Here is a 12,532-nt window from a genome sequence, read left to right as displayed (position 1 = left end):
ATCCTCGAAGAGTTTTCGCCTTGATTTCCCTGCTCGTTCGTTGTCGGACGAACTCCCCTCCATCCTTGTTGTTCGTCGCACGACGAATTTCCAGTCCTACCTTTGATTGACCCAGCATGAAACGAGTTTTCTCCGGAGCTTGTCTCTCGATTCTCAGTTGTTTGTTCTTCGTCGGCACTCTGTCGAACGCTGCTGCGGAAACTTCACCGCCCAACATTGTATTGGTGTTGGTAGACGACATGGGATATTCCGATTTGGGATGTTACGGAGGTGAGATCGAAACCCCGAACATCGACGCGTTGGCTGCGAATGGATTGCGATTCACGCAGTTTTATAACTCGGGCCGTTGTTGTCCGACGCGAGCGAGTTTGATGACGGGCTTGCATCCTCATCAAGTCGGCATCGGTCACATGACGGCTCCTCCTGGCAAAGTCCTGAATGCTCCGCCGGCCTACCAAGGGCATTTGAATGAAACGTGCGTGACGATTCCTCAAGTTTTAAAGTCGAAGGACTATCACACGTTCATGACGGGGAAGTGGCACCTGGGGCATGTCAATCAGAATGATTGGCCGATGCAGCGTGGGTTTGACCGTTTTTATGGTGGCATCAGCGGCGCGTTCAACTATTTCAAACCCGGTGGTGATCGCGGGATGACCGACGGGAACAAGGACGTGCAAACCGAGGAGGGTTTTTATGCGACGGACGCATTCACGGACATCGCTTGCCAGTACATCAGTGATGCGACGAAGGCTGATGACAAACCTTTCTTTCTGTACTTGGCGTACAACGCTCCGCACTGGCCGCTGAACGCGAAGGTGAAAGATTTTGAAAAGTATCGGGGACGTTACCGAGATGGTTGGGAAGCGTTGATGAAGAAACGCTTTGCGAAACAGCGCGAGATTGGTTTGTTCGATGAATCCGTGCAACCAGCACCGCATGTGGGGCCAGCTTGGGATTCACTAAAGGAAAAGAAGCGAGACGATTTGGATGCGATCATGGCGGCGTATGCCGGATGCGTGGACAACATCGATCAGAACATCGGCAAGTTGGTCGCTCATTTGAAATCGGTTGACGAATACGAGAACACGTTGATTCTGTTCTTGTCTGACAATGGTGCTTGTCAGGAAGGCGGACGGTTGGGATTCGGCGACGAAAAGATGGTCCGAAATCCTCCTTTGGAAACGACGGACGGCGTGCGTCAAGGTTTGGCTTGGGCGAACGCAAGCAACACGCCCTTCCGCTTGTACAAACACTTTTTGCACGAAGGCGGAGCCAACACGCCGTTGATTGCCCACTGGCCCAATGGAATTCCTGAGTCTCGTCACAATTCGTTTGTGAGGGAGCCGGCCTATTTGCCAGACATCATGGCAACGTGTGCGGATCTAGCTGACGCAGAGATTCCAGACGATGTTCCACCGTGCCAAGGCAATTCGTTCGCAAGGAGTTTGAAGGGGGACTCGGAAGCCGCGAAACAGCCGATCCATGACACACCAATCTTCTTCGAGCATGAAGGCAACGCGGCGATGCGTGACGGCGACTGGAAGCTCGTTCGCGAATACAAGAAGCCATGGGAACTGTACAACATCGCGGCAGACCGAACGGAGCGGAACGATCTTGCGACGATGGAACCCGAGCGTCGTGATCGAATGGTTGCGGCTTGGGAGGCTTGGGCGACGAAGACGGATGTGGCCTTCCCTGAGCGATACAACATGTATCAAGAGATGAAGAAACACGAATAGGAGCCCGTTTCATTGGCTGCTTTTTGCGTCAACAATCCGTTCTCTTCGCTTCCGCGGACCGCGGAGTGTTTCCCGTAAGGTGCCAGCCACCTTCCCGATTTTGATGACCTGAAACCTTGGCTTGTTCCGGGGCTGATTGAGGGCGACTTCCGCTGTCTTGATGGCATTTTGCGAGCTTGATTGACTGCTCGGAGACGCCGGCCTCGTGAGTGCGATCGATTGAGCGCAGCAGAGTAGAGCAGTTGTCCCCAACTGTTCCGTCGCCCCTTGCACCACTGCGAAGGATGACGCGTGCTTTGACCTTGCTGCTCAGGCAAAGCAGGCTGCGGCTTGGACCTGGCCGCGGTGGTGATGGCGGCCCGTTCGTTCTGCGTCCGCTTTCAGCGATTCAGGGCGACCGATGCAGCTGGTTTTGCCAAAGTATTTCTGCCAGTCCCACACCAAGTCTCGCCACATCGAAGCGTCGATTCCGACTTCCGAGAGCGTTTGGGCGAGACGCTTGGGCAGTTCAGCCGCTCGGCAGGCAATCGGTTGCGCCGCGGTCCAGTCCAGCAACCGTTTGTAATCGCTCCAGCGGATGTTCAAGAATCCGCGATCGCTGCTGCGGAGCCCTTTCGTGTGGACTTGCGGTTCGGTGGACAGTTTGGTTTCGCTCAACGTCAGAGGGCTCAACCATTCGTCTCGCCGGATCCGTTTCCCGGTTGGATTGCGTCGCTTCGCCCTGCGTTTTTCCTGAAGAACTTCGACCGGCGTTTCTCGAATTTCTCGTCCGGCTTCTTCCGTCGGAATCGGTTTCAGATCAAAGGCGGCCGAAGGGATTCGTTCGCCCTTGCGAGCTTCGATCCGGTCGTAGGCACTGGTGTGCGGGCTGGTCTCGGGAGTCGCCGTCATCGCTGCACGGACCGGGTTCAGATCAACGTACATGCTGCAGGCGAGCAAGCCTGCCTCGTCGACGATTTTCTGTGCTTTGAAGCGACCTTCCCAGAATCGGCCGGTGCACTCGTCCTGTTTGTTCGCCAGTCGGGCAATGGGTTCGGCCAAGGCTCTCATGTACCAAGAGATGTCTGACAAGCGGCGACGGATTTCAGTCAGCCGCTCTTTGTTGCGAACCAGCATTTGCACATCGTTTTCAGTCGGCTCGGCCAAGTGTTCTTCGAGGCGTCGACCGGGGAACACACGCAGCCAGCGAATCGCAACTTCCTCGTCGCTCCATTGAGCACAGACATCCGGCCGGTTGCGGAGAATCTGATGCATGTGATTGCTCAACACCGCGTACGAAAGCACATCGACCGCGAACACCGAAGCCAGAGCTTCCATCCGCCGGCGAATCCATTCCCTGCGGAACGAGAAATCCTTGCCGGTCGCCTGGTCGACACCTGCAAGAAAGGCGCGTCGCACACATCGCTGGACCACGTGCACGATCCCCACTTCGCTGGGATCAAACTGTTCGCTTCGCTGAGGCCGCGGCATCGCTCTGCTCTCCAGTGGGATTGGCAAGACAAAAGCATCGTATGCATCGCATCAGGAAAGTCAAATCAAGGTGGCTGGCACCATATGGAGGAGGGTGGGGGGCGGAGTTGTTGCTTACTCTTGCGGGTGTGAAATGGGACGCATCGCGGGGAGGGGGTTGGCTTCGGTTTCCCAGGCTCGGACCTGAATCTCGTCGATGATCGCTTCCCCGCCACCGATGACCTCAAACATCACGTGAATCGGATCGTTGTTGACGGTTTGTCGGTAGAGCGTGATCGGGGTCCAGTCGGGACGATCGCGGATGAGCACACCGAGCTCTTGCGTGCCAAGGGAGTCGTACATCAACAGCCCTTGATGAGGGCCGCCAAATCCCAATGTGCGGACGACGGCGTCGATCCGTACCGCCTGGTTGGGTTCAACAAAAATCGGCGGGCTGCGGACCAGCAAGGCGGTGCCTTCGTATCCGCCTGGCAACGCGTCGTCCCGTTTCGGGATCACACGAACAGCCAGAGCCCCGGTGCCATGAAAGACTCCGCGGTCCACGCACTCCGCCGTGGTCTCGGCCCATTCGGAATGACGGCGACCAAAGGTCCAACCCTCGGTTTGTAGACTGTCGGGACGGTCCATGCCGCCGCCACTGAGTAGGTTCACTCCCCAACGAGAACGACCGTGGATATCGCCAATCGGTGGCAGCTTCAGGACAGAAGACGTGGCCAAACCGGAATTCAATAACGGCGACCAAGCGATTTGAGTTTCAAAGTTGCCGGCGTCAATCGGCGGACTGCTGACGATGCCGTAAGGGTCTTCCCGAAAGGCGTCGCAGAGCATCCAGTTGGCTTTCATGCTCCAGGCATCCGCCCGCGCTGCCAAACGCAACGCCGATTGGGCGTCGTTGCTGCGGACCATGCGTTCCGAATTGTTGATGGTGCTGCGAGCGACCTCGAGCAGATCATTCGGTGCGTCTCGCGAAACCGCGCGGGCGGCAACGGCACGTGCCCAAGCGGTGCCCGACTGCTCAATGGAATCGCGAGCCAACTGCCAGCGGTCCAAGGACGCTTGTTGTGAAAACTTGTCCAGCGATGACGCCAGCTGACCACCTTCGGAAATTTGATCGCTGATCGCAATGACTTCGACCACATCAGGCGACACGATTTCAATCGAAGTGCCCTGGGCGGTGGTCTCGGGCTCAATGCGTTCGGCGGCGAAGTGAGTCAAACGCCACATCAGCTTGCCTTGCTCAAAGGCAGGCAAGTCAATGCGAAGCGTCTTGCCATCGCCGCTCATGATGCCGGTCCCGCGGACCATCGCGGAAGTGCAAATCAAAAACGTGGTGGAACCGCTGGTCAGACGATGGGCGGTGTAGTGCGGTCCGACTGGCACAGGCATGACATCGGGCGTGCCCGTGGAGATCCATTTTTCGAGCGAGGCGACAAAGCGATTGATGAAGCTGATCGCCATCCCGCGATTTTGGTCCAGCGTTTCGCCGGAAGCCAATGAACGGGTGGATCGAACCAGAATTGCTGACGGAGCATCGACCATCGCGTCGGCAACCTCTCGCCACATGGGTTGCCAAGCAAAGGTTTCGGTGGTTGGCGTGCCGATCCGGTTTGCAATTGCATTGGATTGAGCGATGGAGGCGGCGTTGGGCATTCCCAGGACACTGATTGCAATGGGTTTGCCGCCCAACCGAAAACGTTGCTGGGAACGTTCGGTGCGAATCGCTTCACTGGAAAGGGCGCGGATGCGCGGAGGTGCAGTCAACACGGCGGCATCCAACATCGCGCCATAATGCCGAAAGTCCTCGACGGGCGAACCAACAATCGGTCGTTGCCAACGTCGTGGCAACGCGCGGAGGCGAGCTACCTGCTGAGAGATTTGCTCTCGGTGGTGGCTGTCCATGACCAGATTCGGTGCGGCGATCCAGCCCGCAACCGGTTCAAGCAATGGTTCTAGTTTGGGATCCGGAACGGTTGGGCACGGCGCGTAGATCCGCATGCGATGAGCAATCGCGTCGGACAAGATCGCAGCGGTCGGAGGCTCCGCCAACCAAATCGCATCGAAGCCCAATGAACGAATCCAACTGAGTGGTTCGTTGTTGTATTGAATGATTCGCGTGACGTGCCCAATGGGAAACGCGGGTTGATCAGCCGGTGAGATCAAGGAACGAGCATTGGCAACGGACTCGGTCAGATTCGGTCGTCGCTCGCCTTGCAATACCGAAAGGTCGATGTCCATCCTTGAGGAGGATTGCAGCGGTGTGCGACTGGCGTTGCTGGTCGAATGAGGGGAACTGTCCAGTTCGGTCACGGGAACCATGGCGTTGACGCGAAGATCGTCCAATCGCAGCGTTGCGTTGCCGGGTTTGCCATACGCGTTGACGACGACCGCATCGACATATGGCGAGGACACGTCGGCTTGGATGCCGTACTCGTTTCGAAGGGCGATGATTTTCAATCGCAGCGGAGCGGTGATGTTGCTGATCCCCAACCTTTGGAATTCTCCCACGCGGCGATATTGCGAACCAAAGATCATCACCGAAGCGGGACGGCGTGTTTCAGGATCAATCAGGTAGGGGAACCGAACCCGAAAGCCAATTTGAATGCCGGTGTTGAGACCTTTGACCGAGACCATCGCCGACAATTCATCGATGGGGCGGACGGGTTCGATCGGGTACACCAAGATGGCTTGCGTGCCATGTCCGGTCACCAACGAAATCGCTTCGCAGACTCCGCCTTCGGCCGAAGGGTCATGCTCATGGCCTTGGTCAGCAACCTTGGCGTCGCAGTCACTTTCGTGAAGTGACCAACGCGGCGGATAGGCATCGAGCGAATCAATGAGCTGCGCGGAAGCCACGTTGATCGTGGTGAGGAAACACACGATGGCGACGAGAGTCGAAGTGAGGTTCACGCAAGTGGCCGTTCCGATGGAACTCAATTTTGTCACGTTCTCGGTCCGGGGGGAGCGCGCAACGTTGGCCCACGCCCGATTCGATCGGGACTGGATCGGAATACTTTTCCTAGCCGTTTCAGCCATCGCGGGAAGTTCTGCAAACGTGTCGGCAAGCCAGATTGAACGTTGACCACCTTCGGAGCCAAGGGAACAATCCCTTGCAAGTGACCGGGAGGCGAAAACGCAACATCACGTTGCGAAACTTCCCCAACTACGGGTTGATCCCCCGAAACGCACCTAAGTGCTTGGGATACCAAGTCTTGGGCAGGAAAGCCAGATCGAAAGTGTGTTGCTAGAACGCCACGTTGCGAAAACGCAACACACATCATTGAAAACCGTAAGTGCTTTTCCCGTAATGACTTCGGGACCACAACGTCGTGTCGGCAGGCAGCTGGCACCGCAAGTGCAATGGATGGCTCTCACCAAACAAGCAACGACTCGCTGGTTTGGTCCCACACCCTGACGCCCTCGAAGGAAAGTCACTTCTATGACCAAAATTGCTGCGAACAACACCGCCAAAATCAACGACGAAACCCCAGTCGAATTGCAAGAAATGGCTGCCGCGATTGATGCCTTGCCCGCTCGGTATCGGGACGCGGTTGCACCCGCTTTGGCTCGCGTGGTGGAATGCAGCACTCGCCGTCGTCGGATCTTGAACTTGGTTCAAGAAGCCCTGTCGCAACTTCGTTTGGACATGAAGTATCTGATCTTCGATTTGGAAGCGACTCGTCGCGAACGCGACCAATACAAAGAAATGTTGGAACAAGACGGCTCGCTCTAAGCCGTTGTGATTCAGGACGATGATCCTGAATCCAATCGGAACCCGACTCGATTGGGTTCCTGACACTGGGTGTGTCGTCAGCTACGTCTGGCTCGGAGGTTTTCTGAGCTGAGGGGCCGAAGCGACCATCAAACACGATCCGACAGAACAACGTCACGGCAGATCCGTCGATGATCGTTTGGGCTGGTCGTCGATCAAACCGAGGCGAACGCCGAATTGCAGTGAAGTCGCCGAAGGGGAGCTAAGCCGCTCGCTCGCCCGCATCGCCGAAATCTTGTTGCCTGTTGTGATGATCGTGCGTCTGCTGATCACTCTGCTCGAGATCATCCGAAGTGTTCGGACGAGTTGGGGTCGCATTGGGCGACATCTTGGATGCCAGCGCTTCGTATTGTTCGGTCGCACTCATTTGCGACGCATGAATTGGTGAAGCGTGCATGGGGAACGAAGGTGTTCCCGCTGGCGAACCCACGTTGATTTGCGGGGGCAATGATGGAATGGCTTCAGATGAATCGCTGGTCTCCCCGCGAGTGCGTCGGCCATGTTCGGGAACCATCTTGTCAAAGAGGTTGCCCAATAAACGCGGATGAAAGCAGACATAGGACCAAAACAGTCCAAACGCCACGCCGCCACACACATCGCTGGTGAAGTGAGCGCTGGTGTTGACTCGGTTGGCCAGCACGCCCATCCAAACCATGATGAAAAGCAAGCGACCTCTCGGGACAACCACCCACAATCCGATCAGCATGGCGGTCGCAGTGACAACGTGACCACTGGGAAAGGCTCGCATGGCGGAGTCAAAGGAGGCGACTTCGCTGAGATCCCAATCGAATGCCCAAAGCCAAGCGGAATCATGACCGGCATGGTTGAGATTGAGGTTGCTGGGACGCGGCCGGATCACAAACATCTTTGCGATCGTCGCAATGGCTCCTCCGCCGAGTGCCAAGGTGACGAGTCGAGGCAAATGCCAGCGGCGTTTGGGGGCCATCAGCAAAATGGCAAGCAAGATCACAAAGACCCCGTAACCGTGCGAGAGCACCAAGGACAATTCCAAAGCGGAATCCAGTTCCGCTGGCAGCGGTGCGGTTCGGAAGTACGACGCGATGTTCACATCCACCAGCGTCATCATCGGCACCAGCATCATTGTCATCGCTGCCATGTAGAACAGTGTGACGGGACGATACAGGGTCACCGCATCGTTCGTGGTGCTGGTTTTGGTGAACAATGGATGTTCGCGAAGCTGACGTTCACGGGGCTGATTTTCACGAAGTTGATCTTCGCGAGGCGATTCGAGTCGATTCACGATGGCGTCCTGTATCGCGACTGGTTCAGATCGGCGGCCTGGAGGACGGATTCGCGATCGAAGAAACGGGGCCAGATCGAATCCGATCGGTCGTGCGGCCCGCGTCGTTTGATGTGAATCCTGGACGATCTTGACGGTACGAAACGCTGGCTGACCGAGGGAACCCCAGTCGGCGTGAAGATTGGACGGCGGAGAAGGAATCGAAGTGAATTTCGGTGGTTTCCCAGTTGTCCGCGCCTCTCCAAACGACGCATTTGGCCCTGGGAGGCAGGCCGCGATGCCCGTTGAGTTCGCTGCGTATGGAGTTCGCTGCCCACGTGATAACATGCGATCTTTCGATTCGTTCCGTGAAACATTGCCGTCATGAAACAGCACGTCCAGCGACACTTTTCCTTTCTACGCACGACCGCGATTGGTGGCATCTTTTTTCTGCTGCCATTGTTGGTTGTGTTGGTGCTGATCGGGCAATTGGTCCAGGTCATCTACGCCGTGGCGGTGGCACTGCTGCCGATCTTGCAGGACTACACGCCGTTTCATGACACGACGGGTTACCTGTTGATCTTCGGGATCGCGACGTTGTTGTTGATCTTGGCCTGTTTTGTCTCGGGAATCATGGCGAGACGATCGATCGCCAGGCAGTTCACGCGGTTCATCGAGAAATATTTGTTGATGCTGTTTCCTCGCTACGCGATTTTCAAGGAGCAGCTCAGCGGCAACATTGGTGGCGACGTTGCGAAAAACCGCTTGCGCCCGGTCGTGGTGCAATTGGAAGGGTATTCGCAGTTGGCCTTTGAGGTTGAGCGGCACCGGGGAGCGGATGTTGCCAACGATCCCTTGGGAGTGACGTTGTATCTGCCGGGATCGCCGGATCCTTGGAATGGGAAGGTGGTGATGGTGGAGCCATCGCGAGTTCAGCGGATTGACGCCCCCTTTGGCGACGTGGTGGGCACGTTTGAACAGTTGGGCACCGACACGCAGAAGTGGGCTCGGGCGGGGGCCGTCGCGGTGCAGGATGAAGAGAGCTGAGTCTGCCGTCGCTGCCACAGATGCGTTTTCGTGACGGGATCGAGGCCGCTCGGGTTGAAAGCCAACTCTCGCCGGAGCGGGAACTTTCAACTTTTGGGCGAGCGTTCTTGGGGGGCACCTCCGGAAAGGTTTAGCGGGGGTGTCATTCCCTTTGCGAAAGGGTGGTGAACGTTGCTGCCAAGAATCAGTGATTCGCTATACTTTCGGCCAGCAAATCAGACCCATTCCCATCCTTTTTAAAACGTTTGCATGACAACTGATTCACGTCACTACTGGGGCATCGACATTGGCGGCACGAGCATCAAGTGCGGTCTGGTCAATTCCGCCGGTGAGACCGTCGCCTTTGAGCAAGTGGCGACGCTGGAATCCGAAGGCCCTCAAGCGGCGGTGAATCGCTTGGCAACGATGATTCGTGAGGTGGAGACGAGCACCAAAACGGTCGGGAAGGTGCCGCGGATTGGCATGGGGGCGCCCGGACCGATGGATTTGCACCGTGGGATTTTGGTTGCACCACCGCAGTTGCCGTCTTGGTGGGAGTTCCCGTTGTGCGAGAAACTGTCCGAAGCCACGGGCCGGCCGATCTCATTTTTGAATGACGCCAACGCGGCAGCTTACGGCGAATTTTGGCTGGGCAGTGGATCCCAAGGCTCGTCGATGGTTCTGTTGACGCTGGGGACTGGCGTTGGCGGCGGCATCATTGTCGAGGATCAATTGGTCAATGGCGTCAACAGCTTTGGCAGTGAATGCGGTCACATCGTCGTGGACTCCTCGCCAGACGCGCAGCTTTGTGCATGGGGTGGTGGCCGTGGGCAGTTGGAAGCGTACGCGTCGGCTAGCGGGGTGGTTTTGCGAACGCGGCATCGGTTGCCGGAGTACCCGCAATCGTCGTTGCAGCAATTCACCGGAGAGGACAGTTCGCTGTTGACCGCCAAACGGATCTGGGAAGCAGCGGCAAACGGCGACGAATTCGCGAATTTGATGATCGACGAAACCGCTCGTTGGCTGGGCATCGGAGTCACCAATTTGGTCCACACGTTGGACCCAGGGCATGTGGCACTGGGCGGAGCGATGAACTTTGGCGGGGCCGAATGTGAGATCGGGCGTCGCTTTTTGGGGGGGGTGACGGAAGAATTTCGACAACGGACCTTCCCCTATGTCTTCGCGGGAACGACCATTTCGTTTGCGACGCTCGGGCACGAAGCCGGTTATTTGGGCGCCGCCGGGTATGCTCGCAAGAAAGACTCCTGAACAGCAGGTTCTGTCGTGCTGGGATCCTGCGGTCGCTGCGTGGACGTGAAATCCTTCGCGACCCCGCACCGATCAGCGATTCCAGCCAAAACGCCCGCGTCGCGTCAGGCCCAAGACACTGCATCGCGGTTTTCAAAGGATGAAAGCCGGTTGCCGTTTTGAACATTCACCATCATTGAAATTGAAACCGGATGGCATCGAAACCCTCTCGTTCGCAAGAACACATTCGCAACTTCTGCATCATCGCTCACATCGACCACGGCAAAAGCACGTTGGCCGATCGTTTGTTGGAAAGCACGGGCACGGTTGATAACCGCGGCAAGAAAACGCAAATGCTGGATGATTTGGCGTTGGAACAACAGCGTGGCATCACCATCAAGGCCCGCGCCGTCGCCATGCGCTACAAGCGAGATGGGGTGGAATACGAATTGAACCTGATTGACACGCCCGGCCACGTGGACTTCCAGTACGAAGTTTCACGCTCCCTGGCTTGTTGCGAAGGCGCGCTGTTGTTGGTCGATGCCTTTCAAGGTGTGGAAGCCCAGACGGTTGCGAATGCGTTTGCGGCGATGGAGCACGACCTGACGATCGTGCCCGTGATCAACAAGATCGATTTGATTCACGCTCGGCCAGATGAAGTCGCCGAGGAAATGATGAATTCCCTGGGCACGGACCCGGATGAGTGCAAGCGGGTGAGTGCCAAAACCGGCGAAGGCGTTGCGGCATTGCTCGATTCGATTGTGGAAGCCGTTCCGCCACCCACGGGCGATCCAGACGCTGTGTTGCAGGCGATGGTCTTCGATTCGAACTACGACGATTTTCGCGGTGCCATCACCTACATTCGAGTGATGGAAGGAACGGTCCGCAAAGGTCAGAAGATCAAATTCTTGCGGGCTGGATCGACGCACGATGTCGTGGAACTGGGCCAATTTGCGCCTGCCCGCGTGGCCTGTGATGAATTGGTTGCCGGCCAAGTGGGATACTTGATTTGCAACATCAAGAGCCTGGGGGATGTGCACATTGGAGACACGATCAGCATCGCGGGCAACGACCCAGCACCGGCGCTGCCGGGCTATGACCGGCCCAAACGGATGGTTTATTGCGGTTTGTTCCCCAGCGACGGACAGGACTTCAGCGAATTGCGGGACGCGCTCGAGCGATTGGCCGTCAACGACCCGAGTTTCGAGTTTGAACCCGAAACCAGTGATGCACTTGGGTTTGGTTTCCGGTGTGGTTTTCTGGGGTTGCTGCACATGGAGATCGTTCAGCAGCGATTGGAGCAGGAATCCGACATCGATTTGGTTCAAACCGCTCCCAACGTGACTTACGAGATCACCGACAAACGCGGCGTGACGAAGAACATTCACAAGCCGCAGGATGTGCCCGATCCGGGCGACATTGAGAAGTTCTGCCAACCAATCGTGCGTTGCAACGTGATCGTGCCGGAGGAGTACATCGGCCCAGTCATGAAACTGTGTCAGGAACGACGCGGGATTCAAAAAGCTCACGAGGTCTTGGGGGCGTCGCGAGCGATGTTGACTTACGACATCCCGCTGGCGGAAGTCATCTACGATTTGCACGACCGCATCAAAAGCTGCACACGCGGATACGGAACGCTGGATTACGAGATGGTGGGCTACGAAGAAGCCGACCTGTGCCGCTTGGACATTCTGGTCAACGGCAACCGTGTCGATGCATTGTCGGTGGTTTGTCACCGAGCCGACGCTGACCGTCGCGGTCGTGCAGTGGCCAAGAAGCTGAAATCGGAGATTGAGCGGCACATGTTTGAAGTGGCTGTGCAAGCCGCGATCGGCAGCCGCGTGATCGCTCGAGAGACCGTGCCGGCAATGCGAAAGAACGTGACAGCCAAGTGTTATGGCGGTGACATCACGCGAAAACGCAAGTTGCTGCAGAAGCAAAAGGAAGGCAAGAAGCGAATGAAGGCGGTTGGCAACGTGGAGATCAGCCAGAAGGCCTTCATGGCGGTTCTGACCGACGGCGAGTAGCAAACCATGGGTT

Annotated in this window: 8 protein-coding genes; 5 read left to right on the top strand and 3 right to left on the bottom strand. The window is 56.9% G+C overall.

The features are described from left to right. Window positions 1-116 precede the first annotated feature (116 nt). Window positions 117-1,739, top strand: coding sequence for an arylsulfatase (locus PSR62_RS20125; RefSeq protein ID WP_274404785.1), 1,623 nt, complete (start codon window positions 117-119; stop codon window positions 1,737-1,739). 309 nt (window positions 1,740-2,048) lie between these two features. On the opposite strand, the gene PSR62_RS20120 is transcribed toward PSR62_RS20125, so the two are convergent. Continuing rightward, a complete protein-coding gene (locus PSR62_RS20120; protein ID WP_274404265.1) occupies window positions 2,049-3,209 on the bottom strand; it encodes a hypothetical protein in 1,161 nt (386 codons plus the stop codon). Window positions 3,210-3,323: 114 nt separating this feature from the next. Continuing rightward, window positions 3,324-6,116: a hypothetical protein gene (locus PSR62_RS20115; protein ID WP_274404784.1), complete on the bottom strand. Its 2,793-nt coding sequence runs from the start codon at window positions 6,114-6,116 to the stop codon at window positions 3,324-3,326. Between the two features lie 529 nt (window positions 6,117-6,645). Here PSR62_RS20115 and PSR62_RS20110 point away from each other — a divergent pair. Further along, window positions 6,646-6,939, top strand: a complete 294-nt coding sequence (locus PSR62_RS20110; RefSeq protein WP_008653083.1) for a transcription regulator — start codon at window positions 6,646-6,648, stop codon at window positions 6,937-6,939. A 241-nt stretch (window positions 6,940-7,180) separates the two neighbouring features. On the opposite strand, the gene PSR62_RS20105 is transcribed toward PSR62_RS20110, so the two are convergent. After that, complete coding sequence (locus PSR62_RS20105; protein WP_274404783.1) at window positions 7,181-8,239, bottom strand: phosphatase PAP2 family protein; 1,059 nt, start codon at window positions 8,237-8,239, stop codon at window positions 7,181-7,183. Between the two features lie 363 nt (window positions 8,240-8,602). Here PSR62_RS20105 and PSR62_RS20100 point away from each other — a divergent pair, with 363 nt between their 5' ends. The 3 genes from PSR62_RS20100 (at window position 8,603) to lepA (ending at window position 12,519) form a co-directional block, all read left to right on the top strand. Beyond that, complete coding sequence (locus PSR62_RS20100; protein ID WP_274404782.1) at window positions 8,603-9,265, top strand: DUF502 domain-containing protein; 663 nt, start codon at window positions 8,603-8,605, stop codon at window positions 9,263-9,265. Window positions 9,266-9,514: 249 nt separating this feature from the next. After that, window positions 9,515-10,513 carry an ROK family protein gene (locus PSR62_RS20095; RefSeq protein WP_274404781.1) on the top strand — a complete coding sequence of 333 codons (999 nt, stop codon included), beginning with the start codon at window positions 9,515-9,517 and terminating at the stop codon, window positions 10,511-10,513. 191 nt (window positions 10,514-10,704) lie between these two features. Next, the gene (gene lepA, locus PSR62_RS20090) at window positions 10,705-12,519 is read left to right on the top strand and encodes a translation elongation factor 4 (protein ID WP_274404780.1); all 1,815 of its coding nucleotides are present in this window, start codon (window positions 10,705-10,707) and stop codon (window positions 12,517-12,519) included. Window positions 12,520-12,532 lie beyond the last annotated feature (13 nt).

It is taken from the genome of Rhodopirellula sp. P2 (assembly GCF_028768465.1).
Lineage (GTDB): Bacteria > Planctomycetota > Planctomycetia > Pirellulales > Pirellulaceae > Rhodopirellula.
This window is presented reverse-complemented; position numbering and strand designations above follow the sequence as displayed.

What these genes read in the sequence shown, in the direction of transcription:
- PSR62_RS20100 (WP_274404782.1), top strand. Translation starts at nt 8,603, where the DNA reads ATGAAACAGCACGTCCAGCGACACTTTTCCTTTCTACGCACGACCGCG.
- lepA (WP_274404780.1), top strand. Translation starts at nt 10,705, where the DNA reads ATGGCATCGAAACCCTCTCGTTCGCAAGAACACATTCGCAACTTCTGC.
- PSR62_RS20120 (WP_274404265.1), bottom strand. Translation starts at nt 3,209, where the DNA reads ATGCCGCGGCCTCAGCGAAGCGAACAGTTTGATCCCAGCGAAGTGGGG.
- PSR62_RS20095 (WP_274404781.1), top strand. Translation starts at nt 9,515, where the DNA reads ATGACAACTGATTCACGTCACTACTGGGGCATCGACATTGGCGGCACG.
- PSR62_RS20110 (WP_008653083.1), top strand. Translation starts at nt 6,646, where the DNA reads ATGACCAAAATTGCTGCGAACAACACCGCCAAAATCAACGACGAAACC.
- PSR62_RS20125 (WP_274404785.1), top strand. Translation starts at nt 117, where the DNA reads ATGAAACGAGTTTTCTCCGGAGCTTGTCTCTCGATTCTCAGTTGTTTG.